The sequence below is a fragment of the Streptomyces sp. NPDC023838 genome, from assembly GCF_040639555.1.
In the GTDB taxonomy this organism is placed as follows: Bacteria; Actinomycetota; Actinomycetes; order Streptomycetales; family Streptomycetaceae; genus Streptomyces.
The window spans coordinates 101089-124972 of record NZ_JBFAAD010000020.1; the positions used below are offsets into that span (position 1 = coordinate 101089).

At 70.4% G+C, this 23884-nt stretch carries 10 protein-coding genes; 4 read left to right on the top strand and 6 right to left on the bottom strand.

Annotation, left to right across the window (positions count from 1 at the left end):
• Window positions 1-27: 27 nt before the first annotated feature.
• The 4 genes from AB0G17_RS23830 to mfd all read right to left on the bottom strand — a co-directional run bounded on the left by AB0G17_RS23830 (window position 28) and on the right by mfd (window position 15946).
• The gene (locus tag AB0G17_RS23830; protein WP_361386243.1) at window positions 28-372 is read right to left on the bottom strand and encodes a hypothetical protein; all 345 of its coding nucleotides are present in this window, start codon (window positions 370-372) and stop codon (window positions 28-30) included.
• Between the two features lie 11 nt (window positions 373-383).
• Complete coding sequence (locus tag AB0G17_RS23835) at window positions 384-11141, bottom strand: LamG-like jellyroll fold domain-containing protein (RefSeq protein WP_361386246.1); 10758 nt, start codon at window positions 11139-11141, stop codon at window positions 384-386.
• Between the two features lie 337 nt (window positions 11142-11478).
• Window positions 11479-12159 (bottom strand): HNH endonuclease family protein, encoded by a 681-nt coding sequence (locus AB0G17_RS23840; RefSeq protein WP_361386249.1) that lies wholly within the window; start codon window positions 12157-12159, stop codon window positions 11479-11481.
• Between the two features lie 253 nt (window positions 12160-12412).
• Window positions 12413-15946 (bottom strand): transcription-repair coupling factor, encoded by a 3534-nt coding sequence (gene mfd, locus AB0G17_RS23845; RefSeq protein WP_361386252.1) that lies wholly within the window; start codon window positions 15944-15946, stop codon window positions 12413-12415.
• Between the two features lie 247 nt (window positions 15947-16193).
• On the opposite strand from mfd, the gene AB0G17_RS23850 reads away from it, so the two are divergent.
• From AB0G17_RS23850 to AB0G17_RS23865, 4 genes are all read left to right on the top strand, one after another.
• Window positions 16194-17354: an acyltransferase gene (locus AB0G17_RS23850; protein WP_361386255.1), complete on the top strand. Its 1161-nt coding sequence runs from the start codon at window positions 16194-16196 to the stop codon at window positions 17352-17354.
• A gap of 145 nt (window positions 17355-17499) precedes the next feature.
• Complete coding sequence (locus AB0G17_RS23855) at window positions 17500-17994, top strand: SigE family RNA polymerase sigma factor (RefSeq protein ID WP_361386258.1); 495 nt, start codon at window positions 17500-17502, stop codon at window positions 17992-17994.
• Window positions 17987-18565, top strand: a complete 579-nt coding sequence (locus AB0G17_RS23860; RefSeq protein WP_361386261.1) for a hypothetical protein — start codon at window positions 17987-17989, stop codon at window positions 18563-18565. Before AB0G17_RS23855 ends, AB0G17_RS23860 begins: the two co-directional genes overlap by 8 nt.
• Window positions 18566-18629: 64 nt before the next feature.
• Window positions 18630-20009 carry a DUF2079 domain-containing protein gene (locus tag AB0G17_RS23865; protein ID WP_361386341.1) on the top strand — a complete coding sequence of 460 codons (1380 nt, stop codon included), beginning with the start codon at window positions 18630-18632 and terminating at the stop codon, window positions 20007-20009.
• 122 nt (window positions 20010-20131) lie between these two features.
• On the opposite strand, the gene AB0G17_RS23870 is transcribed toward AB0G17_RS23865, so the two are convergent.
• On the bottom strand, window positions 20132-22705 hold the full coding sequence (locus AB0G17_RS23870) for an FtsX-like permease family protein (protein ID WP_361386264.1): 2574 nt from the start codon (window positions 22703-22705) through the stop codon (window positions 20132-20134).
• A complete protein-coding gene (locus tag AB0G17_RS23875) occupies window positions 22702-23490 on the bottom strand; it encodes an ABC transporter ATP-binding protein (RefSeq protein ID WP_361386267.1) in 789 nt (262 codons plus the stop codon). The genes AB0G17_RS23870 and AB0G17_RS23875 overlap by 4 nt, the downstream gene beginning before the upstream one ends.
• Window positions 23491-23884: the final 394 nt, after the last annotated feature.

Genomic DNA, 23884 nt, shown 5'->3' on the forward strand with positions numbered 1-23884 from the left:
CCGGCGTGGGCCCGGGCATGAAGGAGGCTACTGTCCCGGCTCCAGTTCATAGGCCGAGAGGTCCGGCTCAGCCCATGCCGCGAACACAAGCACCGGCCGGTACGTCAGCCGTCCCGTCGAGTCGTCGGCCATGGACCGGCGCACCCGGGGCCCGGAGCGGATCCGGTACGTGATCCCTTCCACGACGGCCGATCCGAGCACGCCATCCTCCCAAGGCTCGTTCAAGGGAGCCATGGAGGACACCTCCCAGCCTTCCCGGCGGGCCAGGTGCACCCAGAGTTCGAACCCCCGGTCGAGGTCGCTGAGCTCTTCGGTCACCCCGCCCACGACCGCGACGATCTGGACTGGATCCAAGCGTTCTGCTTCTGACATCTCACTCCTTCTCACCCTGATGCGCTCCACCAGGCGTGCTTACCAGCTTCCTTCCACAAGTAGACGAATGTCGACGCGGTGTCCTGCGCCGCGCGATTCATCGCCCCTCTGCAACTGGAGCATGGCGACCGGGTGCCCTTGATGATCACATAGCCGTCCACTGGCACCGGCTTCTCCAAGAAGAACTCGTCATTGTTGACGATCTTCGAGCCGTAGCTGGGGACGCCGCCCGCCATCCGCGCGGCGCGGTTCTCCGTGTGGCTGAGCGTCTCGCCCGCCCGCGACCCCATCGCCTTTTCCGCCGCGGTCTGGGCGCCGCTGCGAATCGGGTACTGGTGGACGACATTTCCGACCGCGTCGTGCACCGACACATCGGCGAGGTGCGTGGTGTGCGACAGCGGGCACGCGTTCAGCTCGTCCAGGTCGATGTTGTGGACCAGGACCGGGGTGTCACCCGCCTGCACGAAGTACGTGTGCAGCGACCCGATGGTGAGGTCGTACGTCGTCGTGTTCGCGTGGTACAGGCGAACGCCCGTGACCTCGGCCGTGCCGGTCGGGGTCTGGAGGACGTCGCCCTCGTGGAGGTCCTTCGCCTCCACGAACGCCGACTGCGTGGCGTCGTAGAACGGGTGGTGGAACGTGGTGGTGAGGTGGTCGCCCTTGGCGGTCACCTCCGCCGCCTGCGCCTTCTGCGGGGTCGCCGTCAGCGCTCCCAGGACCGCCGCCGAGGCCGCGAGACCCAGCGCCGCCCTGCGGACCGCCTTCTTGACCGTCGCGCCGCGCTTGGTGGCCTTGATCGTGACGTCCACGAAGTCGTGGTCCGTCTTGGTCACGATCACCGCGGTGACCTTGTGTGCCTCGGTACCCGAAACACCTGGCACCGCGTTGGCGATCGTGTCGCCGACCTTGATCTTGTCGATTGCCTTGGTCGAGCCGTTGGCCATCAGGACCTTGGTGTTACCGCTGAAGCTGTGCGGACGCTTGCAGCTCGCAGCGGATTCGCTCCGGCCACCAGCCCCTTCCGCCTCAGCCCGAGAAGCCGCCGTCTCCGTCGCATCCCGCGCCGCCGTCTCCTCAGCAGCCGCCCCCTTGCCGAACAGACCGCCCACGGCCTTCATCGCCTTCGGGGCCGCCTTCGCCAGCAGCGAGCCGCCGATCTTGCCGAGGACGCCGCCCAGTGCTCCGGACGCCGCGCCCTCGATCGCCGAGCCCGCGAAGGCTCCGACGCTGCACTCGTCGCCGCCCTTCTGGGCGCAGGCGAAGCCCTGGGTGACCAGGGAGCCGACCGCTCCGGCGACCGCCGCGCAGCCGATGGAGCCGACGCCCGCCGTGACCGCCTCGCAGCCCATGAAGACCGCCGTGGAGACCACGAACGAGGTGATCGCGGCCGCGTGGTTCTTCACGAACGTGGCCGTGGTCTTCACGGCCTTCACCGTGGCGTGGTACGCCGTCCTGGTCGCCTTCGCGACCGTGTGCACGGCCGCCTTGGCCACCTTCTTCACCGCGTGGACCACACGCTTCACGGCCTTGGTGGCCTTGTGGTACGCCGTATGCACCGCATGGACGGCCGCGTGGTAGACGCGCTTCACCTTGCGTACCGCGTAGTGGTAGACCCGGCGCACCACCCGGACCGTGGCGCGGTACACGTCACGGACCCGGTGGACGACCTTCTTCGCCACGTGCTTGGCGACCTGGACCACCTGGTGCACCACCTGGACGGCGGCGTGGTAGATCGGCGCCGCGACCTGGTGGACCACCGCGGCGGCCTTGTGCGCGACCTTCTTCGCGCCGCACACCACGTCGTACCAGGAGCAGTTGCCCGACTGGTCGGTACCCGCGAGCGGGTTGTCGTTGACGTACGCGAACGGGTTCGCGGAGACCGAGTTCGGGACCGGGTTGAGCGAGATGGAGTCCTTGTTGCGGAACTGGCCGGTCGCCGGGTTGTACCAGCGCGAGGCCGTGCCCACGTCGCCCAGACCGGGCTCGGTCCAGCCGGACTGGAAGCCGAGGTGGCCGAGGACCGTGTTGGTGCCGACACCCTTGCCCAGCGGGTCGTAGCTCGCCGAGCCCGACAGCGCGGTAGCGCCGGCGGTGAACGTGCCGATCACGTCGTCGTGCTGGTCGGTGAGGGCCAGCGCGCTCCCGGAGGAGCCGTTGCCGACGCCGATCACGCCGCCCGACGGGTCGTAGGTGTAGGTGTAGTTGCCGTCGGAGGCGATGGTGTTGCTCGCGCCCGAGTACTGGAAGGTGCGGCTGCCCTGGGTCGCGGTGTCGGTGTCGGTGATGTTCCGCCCGGCCGCGTCCAGGTTGTACGCGTGGGTGCCCGCGGTGATCTGGGCGCCGAACGCGTCGGTGGTGAAGGCGACGGTGCCGTCCGACCCGGCCTGCTGGGTCATGGTGCCCCGCGCCGAGTACGTGTAGCTGTGGTTGCCGTCCGAGGTCAGCTGGTCGCGGGCGTCGTAGGTGTAGACGTCCGCGCCGACCCGGGTGCGGTTTCCGGAGGCGTCGTAGCCGTAGTTGGTCGTCGTGGAACCGTTGTTCCACGAGGTCAGGCGGTTGGCGTAGTCGTAGGTGTAGGTGTGGTTCGCCGCGCCCGGCACCCCGGTCGTCGACTTCGACGTCAGGTTGCCGTTCTTGTCGTAGCCGTAGCCGATGGACGCGAGCCCGGTGGCGCCCTGCATCAGGGTGTCGCCGGTCAGGCGGTGCGCGGTGTCGTAGGTGTAGGTGCGGGTCTGGCCGGTGGTGCCGTACTTGACCTGGGTGAGCTCGTTGAGCTTGCCGTAGGAGTACGTCAGCCGGTTGCCGGTCGCCGCGTCGTCCAGGGTGGACAGACGGCCCGCGGTGTCATAGCCGTACGTCGTCGTGCCGGCCGCGTCGGTGCGGGTCAGCGGCGCCGAATCGGCGTTGTAGGTGAAGCTGGACGCACCGGCGGCGCCGGACGCGGAGAGCAGGTCGCCGCGGTCGTCGTAGCCGAACGCCTCGTGCGTGGCGGACTGGTGGTCCGCGTTGCCCGTGATGCCCGCCTCGGCGGTGTCGGCCGTCAGGACCCGCCCGGCCTTGTCGTAGCTGAAGGAGCGGCTGGCGGTCGCGGCGTCCGCGCCCTGGCCGTTCATCGACAGGACCTGGTCGTTGCTGTCGTACGTCATCGACGTCGACGTGCCGCCCGGCTTGACGGCCTTCACCATCCGGCCGTCGGCGTCATAGCTGTAGGTGGTGGTGGAGTCCGCCGCCGAGGTGTACTGCGCGGTGGACGGCTCGATCACCTTCTCCTGCTGGCCCCACGGTGTGTAGGTGTAGCGCCAGGAGTTGCCGCGTCCGTCGGTGAACCGGGTGCGGTGGCCCGCCTGGTCGTAGCCGAACGAGGTGGTGATCGACGAGGTGTCGCTGACCGGCTGGATCTCCTGGGTGACGGTGCCCGCCGCGTCGTAGGTGAAGCGGGAGGTGTGGCCGTTGGCGTCGGTCGTGGAGACCGTGTTGCCGACCGCGTCATAGGCGACCGAGGTCTGCGCCAGCAGGGTGTTCGACGCGTCGTACTGCTTGTTGTACGTCGGGTCGCCCGCCGCGTTGTAGTCCGTCTGCGTCCAGGTGTTGTCCGGCAGGATCGTCTTCTGCCGGTTGCCCTGGAAGTCGTACGTGAAGCGGGTGGTGTTGCCCGCCGCGTCGGTGACCGCGGTGGGCTCGCCCACGCGGTTGTAGCCGTACGAGGTGGTGACCCCGCCCGGCGTGGTCGTCGACGACACGTGCGTGCCGTACGGGTTGCCGGAGGTGACCGCGTAGGAGTTGGTGGTGGTCAGCGTCCGGGTGGACGGGAACCGCTCCAGCGTGGTCGAGGTGAGCTGGCGGCCCAGGTAGTCGTAGGTCGCCTGGACCGTGGAGCCCGTGCCGTCGGTCACCGAGAGCGGGTCGCCGGCGTTGTCGTACGTGGAGTGCACGGTGGCGCCGTCGGGCCTGGTGACCTGCGCGACCCGGCCCAGCTGGTCGTAGAGGTAGCTGGTGGTGCGCCCGCCCGGGGTGGTCGACGACGTCTGGTTGCCCTCGCTGTCGTACGTCCACGTGGAGGCGGCCGTGACCGGAGTGGTCTCACCGGCCGGGGTGTACGGCGGCAGGGTCTCCATGACCTTGTTGCCGTTGGCGTCGTAGGCCGTGGTGGTCACGTCGCCGTTCGGGCCCTGCTCCTCGACGGCCTCGCCGAAGGTGTTGAACCCGCTGGTGGTGACGGGCCGCACGGTCACCGGGTTGGTGCCGTCCGCCTCGGCCTGGACGGCCGGCGCGGTGGTGACGGCCAGGTTCCCGGCCTCGTCGTAGTCGTAGCTGGTGGTGTTCTGGTTGGCGTCCGTCATGGACGTGCGCAGACCGCGCTTGTCGTACGTGTACGTGGTCTTCTGCTCGTCCGAGGAGCCGGCGGTCCCGCCGGTGCGCCCCTTGCCGTACAGCGAGGTGACGTCGGTGGAGTTGAACGCGCGCTGGTAGACCTGCACGTTGGAGACGCCGGCGGGCAGTGCGTCGCCCATGGCGCCGCCGTACTTGGCGCCGCCGATCACCAGCGGCCCGTGCGCGCTCCACGGCGTGGTGTTGGTGCCGCTGCCGGAGAGCGTGCCGTTGACGTAGATCTGCACGGCGCCGGTCGAGGCGTTGTACACACCGACCAGGTGCGTCCAGCTGCCCGCCACGGGCTTGGCCGTGGAGTAGGCGGCGGGGAACGACGGCGAGGCCGCGTCGCTGCTGGTCTGCTCCATGGACCACAGCGGCGCGCTGGTGTGCGCGTAGTTGTACTGGAGCATGAACGCGCTGTTGGTGGTGCCGCTCTGGGCGACGACCGTGGCGTTGTGGGTGGGCAGCGAGGCCATGTTGACCCACGCCGAGACCGTGTAGGACCCGGCGGTGTCGAGCACCGGCCCGTTGGTGGCGATCTGCTGGCCGGTGGTGCCCGCGAAGTTCGCGGCCGAGTTGTTCCAGGTCACGCCGGTCGCGGCACCGGTGTTGCCGGAGCCGGAGGAGTCGGTGACGGTCGAGCCGGACGGCTGGTCGAGCTTCCACCAGCCGGCCGGGTGCCCGGCGTCGTCCCCGTACAGCGTCTCGGCGATCTTGTTGCCCATCGCGTCGTACGCGTTGGTGACCGTGCGGTCCCAGCCCGAGGAGTCGTGGTCGTTCTCGGTGGCGACCTCGTCGTCCGGCGTGTAGGACACGCTGGTCACGCGGTTGACACCGGTCGGGTCGACGGTGCTGGAGGTGTTGCGCGAGGCCGCGTCGACCGTGTTGGTCGTGACGGTCTCGCCGTTGTCGGTCACCGTGGTGATCACGTTGCCGGCGGGGTCGTACGTGTTGGACTGCAGCACCGTGGAGCTGCTGCCGTCGGCGCTCTTCTTGGTGACGGTGGCCGTCAGGCCGTTGTCGGTGTAGGTGTACGAGGTCGTCGCGCCCATGGCGTCGGTGACCGAGGCGAGCCGGCCCGCCGGGTCGTAGGCCCGGGACGACTCGGTGAGCAGCGAGGGCGACTGGGGGTTGACCGGGTCACCGGTGTACATGACGCCCTGGGTCAGCAGCTGACCGTTGTCGTCGTAGGTGTACCGGGTCTCGGTGCCCGAGGAGGAGACCTCCTTGGTCTTGTTGCCCTGGCTGTCGTAGGTGTAGGTGACCGTGTCGCCGTTGGACGCGTTCGCGTTGGCGTTGGCGTCCCGCTTGGTGGCGAGGTGGTCGTAGGCGTCGTAGGTCTGCGTCTCGGTGCGCGTGTAGTCGCCGCCGCTCGCGTCCGCGACGGACTGCGAGGTGATGTTGCCGTCGACGTCGTACACCGTGGTGGAGACCGCCGAGTGCACCGCGCCGGTCACCCGGTCGGTGATCTTCGGGTCCTTCTCCTGCACGACCTGGCCGTCCGCGTCGTACGTGTACGTCGTGGTGAGCCCGGCCGGGTAGGTGTCGGAGACGACCTTCTTGGTCAGCACCTGGCCGACACCGTCATAGGTGTACGAGGTGACCAGACCGGCCGCGTCCGTGGTGGAGGCGACGTCGCCGTTCTTGAAGTACGACACGGAGTTGACCGCGCCGCCCGGGCTGACCGTCCTGACCGGCAGGCCCTTGGGGACGTTGCCGCTGTCGGCCGCCGGGTAGGTGGCGGTGCCGTCACTGAAGACGGTCGTGGTGGTGCGCCCGCTGGGGAAGCCCGCCACGGCCGGACCGGTGATGGTGGTCTGGTTGCCCGCGCTGTCGTAGCCGAACGACGTCAGATACGTCGTGTCGGTCTCGGACGCCGAGCGGCCGTCGCGCCGGGTGAGCAGGATGTCGTTGCGCGGGTCGGCGGTGGTGAGCTGCGCGGTGGTGTCGTCCGGGAAGTAGCTGAAGTACTCCGTGGAACAGGCGTTGGCGGCCTGGTTCTGGCAGGTGGTCGTGGAGACCGTGTTGCCGCGGACGTCGTGGCCGGTGACCGTCATCGCCCCGTTGGGGTTGGTGACGGTGTGCTCGAAGCCACCGGTGTCGTAGCCGAAGCTGGTGGTGTTGCCCAGACCGTCGGTCTCGGTCAGCGCCCGGTTGTTGTGGTTGACGTCGTACTGGTAGGTGAGGGTGGCGTTGGCCGGGGAGGTGACCTTGACGGTCGACACCGGCAGCAGGCCCGTGGAGTTCTTCGCGGCCTGGAAGTGCGCCGCCGCGTCCTGCGCGGTGAGCGCCGAGCGGTAGGTGGCGACCTCGGCGAGCGAGCCGTTGAAGTACACGGTCGCCGGGTAGGGCAGACCGGCCCAGCCGGAGCCGGTGGTGGCCGCGCCGATGTAGTCGGTGGTGCGTCCGCCGGTGGTGAGCGAGGCCGTGCCGGTCTTGGTGGCGGCCTGGGCGCCGTCCAGGTACAGCGTCTGGCTGGTCGGTGAGGCGCTCAGCAGCACGTGGTGCCACTTGCCGTCGGTGACCGTGCCGGTGGTGCCCATCTGGACGGAGCCGGAGGTGGTGTAGAAACCGCCGTACAGCTTGTTGTCGGTGCCGATCCACAGCTGCGGGGTGGTCGAGGAGACCGTGCCGCCGATCGGCGCGCTCTGCGCGTTCATCAGGATCGCGCCGCCGTGCGTGGTGTTGAACCACAGTTCGGCGGACGCGGAGGTGCTGCCGGTCTGGACGTCCGGCACCTGCACCCAGGAGCTGGTCCCGTTGAAGGCCGCGGCCTTCTGGTCGCTGAACGGCCCGGTGGCCCCCAGCGTCACATTGCTGTACGTGCCGTTGCCGCCGCGCGTCTCGTCGACCGCGGCGGACGCGCCCGCCGCCTCACCGAGGCGGAAGTACGTGGCGGGGGCGCCGCCGAGGACCGCGCCGCGGTAGGTCTGGCTGGAGCCGGTGACCGTGGGGGCGCCGAGCTTCCAGACGCCGCCGTTCTCGTCGGTGAGCTGGGTGAGCGCCGCGGTGCCCGGGTCGTAGGTCATCGCCGCGTACGTCTTGCCGGACGGGCGGGTGACCGAGGACAGCAGGCTGGCGGCGTGGGTGCCGTAGCTGTAGAGCGCGTTGACGTCGGCGGCCACCAGCGGGCGGTCGTACCAGGCGGCGCCCGCGATCGAGCCGTTGAAGTAGGTGGCGTAGCCGGTCTTGCTGGTGGTGCTCTGGTGCGGCTGGTCCGGCCAGTTGCCGCCGAGGAAGCCGGTGCCGAGGTAGTTGAACGGCTGGTTCTTGCCGAACGCGGTGCCGCTCTTGATGGAGACGGTGCCCGAGAGCGAGCCGACCTTGGCGTTGTCGAGGAACAGCGTCTGCGAGTTGCCCGCGGCGGAGAGCACCACGTGGTGCCACCTGCCGTCGGCGACCGACGCGGAGGTGGTGAGCGGGGCGATGCCGCCGCTGTACCAGAACTCGGCGTTCAGCTTGCCGTCGCTGCCGACGTAGATCGACGGGGTGTAGTAGCCCGCCGCGTTGCCCGCGTCGATGGGCTGCGAGGCGTACGAGTAGAGGACGCCCGGGCCCGCCGAGGTCTTGAACCAGAGCGACAGGGCGCCCGAGTCGGTGTTGTTGCCCGTGTCGTTGGGCAGCGCCACCGCCGAGGAGGTGCCGTTGAACCCGGCCGCGGTGCCGCCGTTGGGCGGTCCCGGCTGGCCGAGCGTGACGTTCTTGTACGTGGCGTCGAGGGTGTTCTCGTTGCCCAGGACCGCGTCCTTGGCGACGGTGCCGGACGCGTCCGACAGCGGCCACATGGCGCGCGGGTCGAGGTCGAGCGAGGCGTTCTGGTACTGCGAGCCCGACGCGTACGTGTACTTGGTGCACGCGGTGGTGGAGGACGGCGGGCAGACCTTGACGAGCTGGTCGCCGGTGTAGCCGTAGGTCCAGGTCAGCGCGGTGGACTGGTCGGTGCCGACGACCGGGTCGGTGACCACGGTCGCCACGTGCGCGGCGGACGCGCCGGACGGCGTGGACCAGGTGACGTTCAGGGAGCGCCCGGAGACGGCCGAGCTCAGCTTGGAGACGTGGCCGCCGGACCAGGTGAGGTTCAGGGCGCGGCCGTTGGCGTCGGTCACCGAGGTGAGGCCGTAGCCGCCGGAGCCGAGCGCCTGGGTGAAGGTGTAGACCGTGTCGTCCTTGTCGGTCAGCGAGTAGCCGCCGGTGACCGACTTGAAGGTGGAGAAGCGGCCGGAGCCGGACGAGAAGGTGCCGTCACCGTTCTTGCCGAACCCGACCTGCGAGCCGTTCGGGTAGGAGACGACCGCGCTGGTCACCGCGCCGGCGGCGTTGTACTGCTCGGTGGCGCGGGAGTCGAAGATCGCCGACCAGCCGGCGCCGAAGGAGCCGGTCCAGCGCGGGTCGCGGGAGTTGTAGTCGCGCACCACGTCGAGGCTGGGGCCGACGGTGGACAGCGAGGCGTCCGTGTCGGTGGTGGTGTAGTTGCCGCTGGAGGCGTCGAAGCCGTGGTCGCTGCTGTTCTGCGACAGGCCCGAGGTGATCACCGGCTGGGGCACCTGGATCTGCAGCGCGTACCAGTCGGCGGCCGGGGTGTAGAGCGAGCCGTCGTACCCCTGGACCGTCCAGTAGTACGTCTGGCCCCACTTGAGCTTGCCCGCCGGGACGGTCCAGTCGCCGTTGGCGATCAGGCCGGAGTCGACGACCTTGGTGTTGGTGTTGTCGTAGACCTGGAAGTCGTACTGCGGCGTGGTGGTGACGTCGTCACCGGCCCAGGCGGTCAGCTCGGGCGTGGTGGTGTTCGCGACCGCGTTGTTGTTCGGGTACTGCTGGTAGATCTGCGGGGCCGCGTTGCCGGTGTAGGTGACCGACATGTACGGGCCGAGCGCCGGGTCGTTGAACGAGCCGAACTGCTTCCAGTGCAGGTTGTCGTTGGTGGCCGCGTAGACCGCGAGGCCGTTGTCGGCGGTGGTGCCGTTGAACCAGCCCTGGATGGCGCTGGTGGTCAGCGGCACGTCCACCCAGTCGCCCACCGTGCGGTCGGCGCCGGTGTTGGCGCAGGCCTTGGAGACGGTCGGGGTGGCGTTGCCGATGGAGGAGCCGTAGGACGGGCCGGGGTAGCCGGTCACCGTGTTCGGCTTCCAGGCCTGGGTGACCAGGGCGACGTCGAAGCGCTCCGGGGTGCAGGTGGAGGCCCAGGTGTCGAAGAGGTGCAGCGTCGCCGAGGTGACCGTGGCGTGCGTGCCGTCCCAGGTGTTGTACCAGTGGTTGACGTACGCGGCGGCCGAGTGCGGGCCGGAGTCGTAGGAGCCGACCTTGATCGTCTGCTCGGAGGAGTGGTCACCGGGGGCGCCGGACTCGGCGTAGGTGGTGGTCCAGCCGTCGGTGACGGTCGGGTCGACGGTGACCGGGAAGACGCGGGCGCGGTCGTGCAGCCAGCGCGGGTCCAGCGTGACCTTCAGGGCGGTCTTGGCGCCCTCGCGGACCAGCTGGTACGTCACCGAGTGCGTGGTGGCCGGGTCGCCGGAGCGCGGATCGACCTTCGCGTCGTAGGCGTACGCGGAAGGGATGCGCTCGACGGTCTTGCCGGCGGTGTCCACCAGGTCGATGGAGCCGTCCTTGGCCTGCTGGGCGGTCAGGCCCTTGAGGTCGAGGGGGAAGGTCCAGCTGTTGCCGGCCTTCGCGGAGTGCAGGACGATCGCTTCCTTGAGCCCGGTCGCGGTGGGCGCGAGCTCCAGGTCGGTGCCGGGGAGCACGTTCGCGTAGGTGACGCGGGAGCCGTGCGCGGTGCCGGTGACGGGGGCCGCGCCCTGGAGGCCGTAGCTGAGGGCGTGCGAGCCGTCGGTGGCGAAGGAGGCGAGCTGGGAGTCGGCGGCCTTGGCGGCGAAGTCGACGTCGAGGGAGTTGGCCTTCTCGTGCCAGCGCTTGTCCGGCCCGGCTCTCACGTCGACGTCGATGGGCTGCCACGTGCCCTGGTCGTCCTTGTAGTTCACCGGCGCCATGGCGAGCTGCCGGGTCAGCGTGCCGTCCGCGTTGTCGAAGACCGTGGCGGTACGGGAGGACTTGGCCGGATTGCGGTGGCTCGTCTTGGCGTTGAAGCCCTGGGCCGAGCCGCTCTTGCCGCCCTTGGTGGCTTTCGCGTACGGGTGGTACGCGTCGAGCTCACCCTTGCCCTTGCCCGGCTTGTGCCCCTTGCCCTTGTTCGCCTTGGTGGCGGCGGCGCTGGTGTGGTGGCCGTGCCCGGCGGCGGTGCCGCCCTGCTGCTTGGGCAGCGAGCCCCAGTGCGGGTCCTTGAACCAGGCGGCGACCGAGCTCAGACTGGGCAGCGATATCCGGCCCAGATGGGCGTCGTCGGCCATGGCCTGCTGAGTGGTCAGCATCAGGGCGAGGCTGGTGAGCAGGAGCAGTGCCACACGTCTTTGACGGCGGCGATAGAGCGAAGGCCGCCGTATGGAACGGCGGAAGGGGCGCGGACGCACGAGGCGACTCCTGAAGAAGGGCACAGTTCGGCCAAAGACAGAAACGCGCCGATCTTGTCCGTAAAGAGCACCTAAATGACAGTCAGCAGACCCGTTCTTGGCTCCCGCTTGAGCAACCCATTGCACAAGTGGAAGGGGTTGTTCCGTCTGTCCGATTCGGCCTTTCCCGTACTTTTGCCAGAAAGAGTCCGAAGGGATGCTTCCGGCGGTCAGAGGAAGGCGATGGTCAAGCGCGTCCCGCGTCCCCCGTGGCCGAAGAGGCGGCCGGGCCTCACCCCGTGGGCAGCTTCTGCTGCGGGCACTCGGTGAGGACCTTCTTCATCGCGTCCTTCTCGGCGTCCGTCACCCACACCCCGTACTTCTTCTTGACGGCCACCTGGTCCGCCACATACGTGCAGCGGCCCGCCGCGAACGTCGGCAGCCAGGTCGCCGCGTCACCGTCGCTCTTGCGGCGGTTGGCGCTCGCGTCCACGGCCAGCAGGTTCAGCGGGTCGTTGGCGAAGGCCACCCGCTTCTTCTTGTCCCACTGCTGGGCGCCCTTCTGCCAGGCGTCCGAGAGGGCCACCACATGGTCGATGTCGACCTTGCTGCTGCCCCGGACGAACTTGATGGTCTGGCCGGTGTACACGTCCTTGGTCAGCGTCCCGGACGCGACGTCGCACTTGTCCTTGAACTTCACGTCCTTGAGGTCCCGCTTGAGGATGTCCTCCCGGGTGGCGCAGCCGTTGGCGTCGGTGTCGGTCCAGCCCCTGCCGAACTGGTCGCGCGAATAACCGGTCTTCGCCGCCCGGCCCTTCACGGTGAGGGTGTCGACTGCGGCGAGGGCGGAGCCCCGCGCGGCGGGCGCGCCGGGCTTCGCCTTGGACGCGCCCTTGTCGCTGTCGGAACATCCGGTGAGGGCGAGCGCGGCCGCGAGCGCGGCGGCGGGAAGGGCGATTCGGTACGTACGCATCACAACGGCCGTCCTCGAAGGAAGTTGGCGGAACCCCGCGATCCTATGGACCGTTGGACTTCTACCCGGCCATCCGGCGGCCATAGGGGCTCGAAGGCGGAAACCCGCGGCCGGGCCGGCCGCCCGCGCACGGCGTCGCGGGGCCGGCCCCTGGCCGTGCCCCTGTCCACGGGCGACGGGCCGCCCGCGACAGGGCGGCGACGGCGAGGCTGATGGAGGCCTCCGCCAGGAAGCCTCCGTCAGGAAGCCCTGATCACGACCCCAGGATCGTGGTGAGGAACTCCCCCGTCCACGCCAGCAGCTCGCGGCCCACCACCGGCTTGCCGCCGATCTTGCCCGCCGTCGGGCGCGGCACCAGGATCTGGTGCGTGGGCGCCTTGACGACCGTACGCGGGTACAGCCGCTTCAGGCGCAGCTCCTGGGACTCGCGCAGCTCCACCGGCGCGAAGCGGATGTTGCTGCCCTGGAGCACGATCTCGCCGACCCCGCAGGCCCGCGCCAGCATCCGCAGCCCAGCCACGAGCAGCAGGTTCTCGACGGGCTCGGGCAGCTTGCCGTACCGGTCGGTGAGCTCCTCGCGGACCGCCCGGATGTCGTCCTCGGAGTTGGCCGAGGCGATCGCCCGGTAGGCCTGCAGGCGCAGCCGCTCGCCCGGCGCGTAGTCGTGCGGGACGTGCGCGTCGACCGGCAGCTCGATCTTGACCTCCAGCGGCGGCTCCTCCTCCACCCCGCCTTCGACGGCGGCCCGGTAGTCGGCCACGGCCTCGCCGACCATGCGGATGTACAGGTCGAAGCCGACGCCCGCGATGTGTCCCGACTGCTCGCCGCCGAGCAGGTTGCCCGCGCCGCGGATCTCCAGGTCCTTCATCGCCACGTACATGCCCGCGCCCATCTCGGTGTGCTGGGCGATGGTCGCCAGGCGCTCGTGGGCGGTCTCGGTGAGCGGCTTCTCCGGCGGGTAGAGGAAGTACGCGTATCCGCGCTCGCGGCCACGGCCGACGCGGCCGCGCAGCTGGTGGAGCTGGGAGAGGCCGAAGTTGTCGCCGCGCTCGACGATCAGCGTGTTGGCGTTGGAGATGTCGATGCCGGACTCGACGATCGTGGTCGAGACGAGCACGTCGAACTTCTTCTCCCAGAAGTCGACGACGACCTGCTCCAGCTGGCTCTCGCCCATCTGGCCGTGGGCCGTGGCGATGCGCGCCTCGGGGACGATCTCGCGCAGCCGCGCCGCCGCCCGGTCGATGGACTCGACCCGGTTGTGGATGTAGAAGACCTGGCCCTCGCGCAGCAGCTCGCGCCGGATCGCGGCGCCGATCTGCTTCTCCTCGTACGGCCCCACGAAGGTGAGCACCGGGTGGCGCTCCTCCGGCGGGGTGGTGATCGTCGACATCTCGCGGATGCCGGTGACGGCCATCTCCAACGTACGGGGAATGGGGGTCGCGGACATGGTCAGCACGTCGACGTTGGCGCGGAGCTTCTTCAGCTGCTCCTTGTGCTCGACGCCGAAGCGCTGCTCCTCGTCGACGACGACCAGGCCGAGGTCCTTGAACTTGGTCTCGGAGGAGAAGAGGCGGTGGGTGCCGATGACGATGTCGACGGCCCCGTCCTTGAGCCCTTCCAGGGTCGCCTTCGCCTCGGTGTCGGTCTGGAAGCGGCTGAGCGCCTTCACGTTCACCGGGAACTGCCCGTACCGCTCGGAGAAGGTGCCGAAGTGCTGCTGGACCAGGAGCGTGGTGGGCACCAGGACCGCCACCTGCTTGCCGTCCTGGACCGCCTTGAAGGCCGCGCGCACCGCGATCTCCGTCTTGCCGTAGCCGACGTCGCCGCAGACCAGCCGGTCCATCGGGACCGTCTTCTCCATGTCCTCCTTGACCTCGGCGATGGTGGAGAGCTGGTCGGGCGTCTCCGCGTACGGGAACGCGTCCTCCAGTTCGCGCTGCCAGGGGGTGTCCGGGCCGAAGGCGTGGCCGGGGGCGGCCATCCGCGCCGAGTACAGCTTGATCAGGTCGGCGGCGATCTCCTTGACCGCCTTCTTGGCCTTCTGCTTGGTCTTGGTCCAGTCGGCGCCGCCGAGCCGGTGCAGGGTCGGGGCCTCGCCGCCGACGTACTTGGTGACCTGCTCCAGCTGGTCGGTCGGGATGTAGAGCCGGTCGCCGGGCTGGCCGCGCTTGGCGGGCGCGTACTCGACGAGCAGATACTCGCGGGTGGCGCCCTGGACGGTCCGCTGGACCATCTCCAGATAGCGGCCGACGCCGTGCTGCTCGTGCACGATGTAGTCGCCGACCTGGAGGGTGAGCGGGTCGATGGTCTTGCGGCGGCGGGCCGGCATCCGACCCATGTCCTTGCTGACCGCGCGCTGCCCGGTCAGATCGGTCTCGGTGAGCACGGCGAGCCGCAGGGCCGGGTCGACGAAGCCGTGGTCGATGGCGCCGCAGGCGACATGGACGACCGAGGGGCTGATCTCGGCCAGGTCCGCGTCGAGTCTCGCGGCGATGCCCTCGCCGCCGAGGACCTCCACGGTGCGGGACGCCGGGCCGTGGGCCTCGGTGACGTAGACCGCGCGCCAGCCGTCGGCGAGCCACTGCTTGGTGTCCGCGAGCGCCCGCTGGGTGTCGCCCCGGTAGGTCTCCGGCGCGTGCATGCCCAGTTTGAGCGTTTCGTCGTCGAGGTCGGTGTCGTCGGCCGCGAACGGCGAGACCGACCACCACATCATGCCGAGCTCGCGGGCCCGGTCGCGGACGTCCGCGATGCCCCACAGCGAGGCCGCGCCGACGTCGATCGGGGCTTCCCCTCCCCCGGCCGTCGCCGCCCAGGAGGCCTGGAGGAACTCCTGGCTGGTCGCCACCAGGTCACTGGCCCGGGTGCGCACCCGCTCGGGGTCGCAGACGACCGCCATCGCGCCCTTGGGCAGCACGTCGAGCAGCAGCTCCATCTCGTCGACCAGGACCGGCGCGAGCGACTCCATGCCCTCGACCGCGATCCCCTCCGCGATCTTGCCGAGCAGCTCGCCCAGCTCCGGGTGCGCCTCGGCCAGCGCGGCGGCCCGCCCGCGCACCTCGTTGGTGAGCAGCAGCTCGCGGCAGGGCGGCGCCCACAGACCGTGCTCGGCGACTTCGAGCGACCGCTGATCCGCGACCTTGAAGTACCGGATCTCCTCGACGTCGTCGCCCCAGAACTCGACCCGGAGCGGGTGCTCCTCGGTCGGCGGGAAGACGTCCAGGATGCCGCCCCGGACCGCGAACTCGCCGCGCTTCTCGACCAGTTCGACCCGCGAGTACGCGGCGGCCGCCAGGCCCTCCACGACCTCGTTCAGATCCGCCGACTGCCCGCTCCGCAGCGCCACCGGCTCCAGGTCCCCGAGCCCCTTGACCTGGGGCTGGAGCACCGAGCGGACCGGCGCGACCACCACGCTGACCGGGCCCGCCGCCGGGTCGTCGTCGCGGGGGTGCGCCAGGCGGCGCAGGACGGCGAGCCGGCGGCCCACCGTGTCGCTGCGGGGCGAGAGGCGCTCGTGCGGCAGCGTCTCCCAGGACGGGAACTCGGCCACCTCGTCCGGGGGCAGCAGGGACCTGAGCGCGGCCGCCAGGTCCTCCGCCTCGCGCCCGGTCGCGGTCACCGCGAGCACCGGGCGCCCGGTCTCGCGGGCCAGCGCGGCCACCGCGAAGGGCCGCGCGGCGGGCGGGCCGACCAGGTCGACGTGCATCCGGTGGCCGTCGGTGGCGGCCTTCACCGCTTCGGCGAGCGCCGGATCCCGTACCACCGCGTCCAGCAGACCGTGCAGGCTCATGAAGGGTTCCATCCGGGGAGAGGGCAACGCGAACCACCCGACACGTCGCACGGGCCGGGGGTTCCCAGCCTACGACGTGGGTGTGACAGCCGCGCGTGAAGCAAGCCAGGGGGCGCCCGTGGGCGGAATCACTCCTTTGGCGGTAGACCTGAGCAAAGAGTGAGCCTTTGCAAATCCTGTGGAACGCCATAGGCTCCCCCGGACGTGCCGAACGCCTGGCAAGACGGCGGCGTCGCGGCGACACGCCATGAAATCAGTGCCCGAGGGGAACCCGCTCGACATGCCCGACCAGGCGCGGACAGCGCTCCTTCAGCCCGAGCCGGTGCTCACCGGCACCGCCACCCCGCAGCTGACCGGCTCCGTCGTCGAGGGGAGCCGCCCGAGCCGCATCTACGCGCTCGACGGTCTGCGCCTCCTCGCGGCCCTCACGGTCGTCATGTTCCACTACATGGCGCTCACCGGACGATGGCCGGATTCCGATTCCCGGGCCAGATTTCCGGCCACTTATCCGGTCGCCGCCTACGGCTGGCTCGGCGTCCAGCTCTTCTTCCTCATCAGTGGCTTCGTGATCTGCATGAGCAGCTGGGGCAAGCCGCTCCAGTCGTTCTTCGTCTCGCGCGTGGTGCGGCTCTACCCCGCGTACTGGTTCGCGGTCATCGCCACCACGGTGGTGGTGGCGGCCGTTCCGGGCGGGCTGCGCGCCCACCCGATCTCCGACGTCGTCACCAACCTCACGATGTTCCAGGAGCCGATGGGCGTCGAGAGCGTCGACAGCGTCTACTGGACCCTCTTCGCCGAACTGCGGTTCTATTTGCTGTTCGCAGTGGTGGCCTGGCGAGGGCTGACCTACCGGCGCGTCCTCTTCTTCTGCTGCGCCTGGGCGGTGGCCAGTGCCCTCGTCCACCAGTCGGACGACAGCACGCTCCGGATGATCGTCATGCCGGACAACAGCTGGTGCTTCATCGCGGGTGTCGCGTTCTATCTGATGTACCGGTTCCGGCCGAACCTGATGCTCACCGGCGTCGTGCTGTTCTGCCTGGCCGCCTCCCTGCCCTCCGCCCGCCGCACCTGGGCGCACGCCCAGGAGCACCTCACGCACCCGGTGCCGTACTGGCCGGTCGTCGTGATCATGGGCGCGTGCTTCGCGCTGATGGGCCTGGTCGCCACCGGGAAGCTGTCCTGGATCCAGTGGCGCTGGCTGCCGTACGCGGGAGCGCTGACGTATCCGCTCTACCTCCTCCACGAGTACATCGGCTGGGAGATCATCGGCGCGCTCTCGCCGCAGGTGAAGCCGGTTCCGCTGGTCAGCGGGGTGATCGCGCTGATGCTCGCGGCGGCGTGGCTGGTGCACCGGTACGTGGAGCGGCCGCTCGGCAGGCGGCTCAAGCAGGGCCTGCGCAAGCTCTGAGCCCCGTACGGGACCCCCGTCGGGAACCCCTTTCGGGGCCCGCCCGAAAATTCTTGCGGTGAACTGTCAACCGTACGGCCGCCCCCAGGCGTACATCCCGTGAGACCTGTCCGCCGACAGGTCTGTCCATCCGACGGGAGCCGCCTTGACCGACGACGAGTTCGAGGAGTTCTACGCTCACTCGGTCAAGAACCTGGTCGGCCAGGTCTATCTGATGACCGGCGACCTCCACGAGGCGCAGGACGTCGTCCAGGAGGCGTTCGTACGGGCCTGGGGCCGCCGCGCGCGGCTGCGGCGCGAGGCCGGGCCCGAGGCCTGGATCCGCACCGTCGCCTGGCGGCTCGCGGTGAGCCGGTGGCGCCGGCGCCGCCGGGCCGGTGAGGCCTGGCGGCTGCACGACGGCGGCCGCCCCGAGGCGTCGCACGGCCCCGACCCGTCCTCCGTCGCGCTCGTCGACGCCCTGCGCCTGCTCTCCGAACGCCAGCGGCGCGTGGCCGTCCTGCACTACGTCTGCGATCTCACCGTGGAGCAGGTGGCCGCCGAGACCGGCCTGTCCACCGGCACGGTGAAGACGCACCTCTCCCGGGCGCGCGCAGCGCTGCGGCCCCACCTCACCTCCGAGGAGGATCAGGGTGTCTGAATTCCCCCATGGCTCCCCCGACGACGGCTATTCCGGCGGTGGCTATTCCGGCGGCGGCTCTCCCGGCGGCCCCGAGGGCGATCCGGCCCTGGCCCGGGCGCTGAAGCGGGCCGCCGCCGAGAGCGGGCGCCGGATCGTGCCGCAGCCGCCCGCCCGGGTCGCCGAGCGGGGCCTGCGGCGCCGCCGCCGCACCCTCGCGGCGACCGCCGCCTGTGTGGTGTGCCTGGTCGCCGGTACAGGCGCGGTCGCCGCGCTCAAGCTCCAGGGCGGCTCCGGGACGACGGTCCCGGCCAACCCGCCGACACCGTCCGGCACGCCCTCCGGTTCACCGTCGTACGGGACGCCTTCGTACGGGACGCCGTCGCGCGCCCCGTCCGACGTCGTCCACACCCCGTCCCCCGGCGGGTCGGGCTCGGGGTCGCGCTCGGTCCCGTCGTCGAGCGTGCCGCCGCCCGGCCTGCCCGGCGGCTCGCCCGGCGGTGAGCCACCGGGCGTCTCCGGCTCGCCCACCCCGACCGGCCTGGCGAGCCCGCCGGAGACCCCCACCGCCACCCCGTCCCCGCACCGCTGACCCGAGGACCACCGTGCACGGAGCCGTACTCACGCTGCCCGAAACCCGGGTCCAGACCGGCCACATATCGGAGCAGACACCTTTAAACAGGCGCAGCGCTCTGCCCGGGCGCCGGGATCCGTACCTCCTCGCCGCCGCGCTCTTCGTCGCGTACGCCACCGTCTCCGTCCTGCGCTACCGGCGGATGGAGACGCTCTCCTGGGACCTGGGGATCTTCGAGCAGGCGGTCCGGGCCTACGCGCATCTGCGCGCCCCCGTCGCCGACCTCAAGGGGCCGGGCGCGAACATCCTGGGGGACCACTTCAGCCCCGTCACCGCGCTGCTCGCCCCCTTCTACCGGCTCTTCCCGACCCCCGTCACCCTGCTCGTCGCCCAGTCCGCGCTGTTCGCGCTCTCGGCCGTGCCGGTCACCCGGGGCGCCGCCCGGCTGCTGGGGCGGGGCGCGGGGCTCGCGGTCGGCGTGGCGTACGGGCTCTCCTGGGGGCTCCAGCGCGCCGCCGACTTCGACTTCCACGAGATCTGCTTCGCCGTGCCGCTGATCGCCTACGCGCTGGAGGCCGTCCTGGACCGGCGCTGGCGGGCGGCCCTGTGCTGGGCGCTGCCGCTGGTCGTGGTCAAGGAGGACCTGGGGCTGACGCTCGCGGCCGTCGCGGTGGTCGTCGCCCTGCGTGCCCGGCGGAGCTCACCGCGCACCGCCGCGTACGCGCTCGGCGTCGCCGCCTTCGGCATCGCGGCCGTGGCCGTGACCCTCACCCTGGTCATACCGGCCTTCAACTCGGCCGGGGCGTACGACTACTGGGGCAAGACCACCGGCGCCGGGCCCTTCACCGCCTCCGGCACCAAGCTGCGCACCCTGCTGTGGCTGCTGCTCCCGACCGGGCTGCTCGCCGTGCGCTCCCCGCTGTTCCTGGCCGCCGTGCCGACTCTGGGCTGGCGGTTCCTCTCCTCCGACGACCACTACTGGTCCACCGACTGGCACTACAGCGCCGTGCTGATGCCGGTGTTCGCGCTCGCGCTGGCCGACGCCGTGGACAGCGGGCGCCGCAGCGCGCGCCCCTGGATGCGCTCGTACGCCCGGCAGCTGCCCGCCGCAGCGGCCGCCGCCGCCCTGGCGCTGACCACCTCGCTGCCGCTGTACACGCTGAGCGAGTCGGCCACGTACCGCAAGAGCGCCGAAGTCGGTGAGCGGGAGCGGATTCTGGCGCGGATCCCGGACGGGGCGACCGTGGAGGCGAACGTCGGGCCGGTCTCCCGGCTCACCTCCCGCTGCCGGGTGTTCTGGGTGGGCGACACCCGCCGGGTCGTGCCGGACTTCATCGCCCTCGACAACGTCTCGGGCTGGGCGGGCGACCCGCTGGAGTACGCCCGCGAGCTGCACCCGGGCACGCGGTACGCGATGACGGGCGTGGCGTACGGATACGTCGTCCTGGAGCGGCAGCCGTAGAACCCGTGGAAGCGGCCGGAGAGCCCGTGAAGCAGCCGGGGAACCCCGCCTGACATGTGAAGCGGCCCCGGGGAGTTCGGAAGAACTCCCCGGGGCCGCCCCGCCGACCCCCGTACGGCGGCTTATTCGCTCGCGATCGCTCCGAGCACGTTCATGCGGCCCGCCCGGAAGGCCGGGACCAGGGCGGCGAACAGACCCACGAACGCCGACCCGACGAAGACCGTGATGATCGTCGGCCACGGGATGTCCAGGACACCCAGGCCCTCCAGGGCCAGCAGCTTCTGCGCGGTCGTGCCCCAGCTCATCCCGAGGCCGAGGCCGAGCAGGGCGCCGAAGAGGGCGATCACCACCGACTCCAGGCGGATCATCCGGCGCAGCTGGCGGCGCGAGAGGCCGATGGCGCGCATCAGGCCGATCTCCCGGGTCCGCTCGACCACCGACAGGGCGAGGGTGTTCACCACACCGAGCACCGCGACGATGATCGCGAGGGCCAGCAGGCCGTACACGATGTTCAGGAGCTGGCCGATCTGGTCCTTCAGGTCCTTCTTGAAGTCCGTCTGGTCCTGCACCTTGTACTGCGGGTACGGCTTGAGGGCCGCCTTCAGCGAGGCGTACGCCTCCTTGGCCTTGCCGTCCTCCGCCTTGGCGAACATGATCATGTTCTTCGGCACCCGGTCGGCGGGCAGATAGCGCTCGGCGGTCGTGACGTTGAGGTACATCGCGCCCTTGTCGACATTGGTGTCGTCCGAGGTGATCGCCGCGACCTTGAGGTGGGCCGTGCGGCCGCCCTTGAAGGCGACGGTCAGCGTGGAGCCCACCTTGGCGTTGTGGTCCTTGGCGAACTTTTCGCCGAGCGACATCGCGTCCTTGCCGTACGCCTCGGACAGCTTGCCGGAGAGCGTCTCGCGGCGCAGGTCCTGGGTGTAGGTCGGGCTGGCGGCGGAGAGGTCCTCGCTGCTGGTCTTCCCGTCCGGGGTGGTGATCTTCGCGTTCACCGACTTGTAGTCGGTGACGTGGGCTATGCCCGGCGTCCTGCGCAGGGCGTCGGCCGCCTGCGGGACGATCGGCTGGCCGTTGCCCGCCTGGACGATGAAGTCCGCGCCGACCGACTTGTCGAGCTCGTCGGTGGCCGAGGCGACCATCGAGGAGCCGACCACCGAGAGGCAGGCCACCAGGGCGAGCCCGATCATCAGGGCCGCGCCGGTCGCTCCCGTACGCCTCGGGTTGCGCAGCGCGTTGCGCTCGGCCATCCGGCCCACGGGGCCGAACATCCGCAGCACCAGGACGCTGATCACCCGCACCACACCGCCCGCGAGCAGCGGGCCGATGACCACGAAGCCGATGAGCGTGAGGACCACGCCCAGGCCCAGGACGCCCGAACCGGAGCTGGCCTTGTCGGCGTGGGCCGCGGCGTAGAGGCAGGCGGCGCCGGCGCCGGTCAGCACCAGGCCGATGATCGCCCGGACCAGGCCCGCCTTGCCGTCCGCCGGCGTACCGGCGTCGCGCAGCGCCGCCATCGGAGAGATCTTGCCGGCCCGCCGGGCCGGCAGGTAGGCGGCGAGGACGGTGACCACGATGCCGAGCAGCATGCCGACCGCCGGGGTCGTCCACTTGACCGTCAGGTCGTCGGTGGACAGCTCCAGGCCCATCGAGCCCATGATCTTCATCAGGCCGACGGCGAGGCCGACGCCCGCGCCGACGCCGAGGACGGAGCCGAAGAAGCCGAGCAGCAGCGCCTCGACCAGGACCGAGCGGTTGACCTGCTTGCGGCTGGAGCCGATGGCCCGCATCAGGCCGATCTCGCGGGTGCGCTGGGCGACCAGCATCGAGAAGGTGTTGATGATCAGGAAGATGCCGACGAGGAAGGCGATTCCGGCGAAGCCGAGCATCGCGTACTTCATCACGTCGAGGAAGGAGCCGACCGAGTCGCGGTTGGAGTCCTTGGCCTCGGCGGCCGTCTCCAGCTTGTACGTGCCGGCGCCGAGCTTGGCGGCGACGTTCTGCTTGAGCTGCTCGTCGCTGACGCCGTCGGCGGCGGTGAGCGAGACGCTGGTGAACAGGCCGGTGCGGCCGAGCAGTTCGCGCTGGGCGGTGGCGGTGTCGAAGTAGACGATCGCCGCGCCCGGGTTGGTCACCTTGAAGGAGGTGATGCCGGTGATCTTCGCCTTGAAGTCACCCGTGACGGCGATGGTGCGCAGCTCGTCGCCGATCTTCAGGTGGTGCTTGTCGGCGGTGTCGGAGTCGACCATCATCTCGGTCGGCCCGCGCGGGGCGTGGCCGGAGGTGATCTCCATCGCCTTGAGCTCGTTGGCCGTCCAGTTGCCCGCGAGGGTGGGGCCTCCGTTGGAGGAGCCCATGTTCTCGTTCTCGGCGTTGACGACCGTGACGCTGGAGCTGGAGACGCCGCCCTCGGCGGACTTCACCCCGGTGGCGGCGCGCGCCTTCTCCAGGGCCGAGGCGGGCAGCGTCTCCGGCATGCCGGTCTGCGGCCGGTCGTCGGGCTTCGCGTTCTTCGGGCTGACGGTGACGTCGGCCGAGGTGACGGCGAAGAGCTTGTCGAAGGTGGTGTTCATGGTGTCGGTGAAGACGAGCGTGCCGCACACGAACGCCACCGAGAGCAGGACCGCGACGGCCGAGAGGGCCATCCGTCCCTTGTGCGCGAAGAAGTTGCGCATCGAGGTCTTGAGCACGGTCACGAGGTCCGCCCCCGCGCGTCGAAGTCCTTCATGCGGTCGAGGACGGCCTCGGCGGTCGGGCGGAACATCTCGTCGACGATCCGGCCGTCCGCGAGGTAGAGCACGCGGTCCGCGTAGGAGGCGGCGACCGGGTCGTGGGTGACCATCACGATGGTCTGGCCCAGCTCGTCCACCGAGCGGCGCAGGAAGCCGAGGACCTCGGCGCCGGCGCGGGAGTCCAGGTTTCCGGTCGGCTCGTCGCCGAAGATGATCTCGGGCCGGGCCGCGAGGGCACGGGCCACCGCGACGCGCTGCTGCTGGCCGCCGGAGAGCTGGGTCGGGCGGTGCTTGAGCCGCCCGGCCAGCCCGACGGTCTCCACCACGCGGTCCAGCCACTCCCGGTCGGGCTTGCGGCCCGCGATGTCCATCGGGAGCGTGATGTTCTCCAGCGCGTTGAGCGTCGGCAGCAGGTTGAACGCCTGGAATATGAAGCCGATCCGGTCCCGGCGCAGCTGCGTGAGCTTCTTGTCCTTGAGGCCGGTGATCTCGGTGTCGTCCAGGTAGATCTGGCCGCCGGTCACCGTGTCGAGCCCGGCCAGGCAGTGCATCAGCGTGGACTTGCCGGAGCCCGACGGGCCCATGATCGCGGTGAACTGCCCCCGGGCGATGTCCACGTCGACGTGGTCGAGCGCCACGACGCGGGTCTCCCCGGACCCGTACGCCTTGACGACCTGGCGCGCCCGAGCCGCGACCGCCGCTTGCCCTCCAGTACCCCCGTGCCTGGGAATGGTCACAGCCGTTGTCACGGTTCTTCTCCTCGTTGCGAGTCAGTGCGTCTTGCGTACGTCTCAAGTCTGTCGAGCGAGGCTGCCGGGCACCCTGGTGCCCGGCGGTGTCTTGAGCGGGGGGTTACCCCCACCTCCCACCTGCGGCTCCCCGTAGCCGCTCGATGTAGGACCACGTTAAAGAACCGCTCCCCCTCTTCTCGTCCTCCGCCAGGACGAACACCCCCTGCCCTGAAGTAGGGAGGAACCCGTAGGGGCTCTCCACCCCAGGGCTGAGGCCGAGCGCTCGGGCCTCCACCCGCCCCCCACCTCGTTACCTACGGTAACTATCCCCCCGTGTCGAAAAGTTCGCCCCAAGGGCTCCCCCCAACCCATACCGACCGGTAAGTTCGCCGCCACCCACCAGCGCTTCCGG

Coding starts and splice junctions, on each gene's coding strand:
- AB0G17_RS23830 (WP_361386243.1), bottom strand. CDS start 372: ATGTCAGAAGCAGAACGCTTGGATCCAGTCCAGATCGTCGCGGTCGTG.
- AB0G17_RS23840 (WP_361386249.1), bottom strand. CDS start 12,159: ATGCGTACGTACCGAATCGCCCTTCCCGCCGCCGCGCTCGCGGCCGCG.
- mfd (WP_361386252.1), bottom strand. CDS start 15,946: ATGAGCCTGCACGGTCTGCTGGACGCGGTGGTACGGGATCCGGCGCTC.
- AB0G17_RS23850 (WP_361386255.1), top strand. CDS start 16,194: ATGAAATCAGTGCCCGAGGGGAACCCGCTCGACATGCCCGACCAGGCG.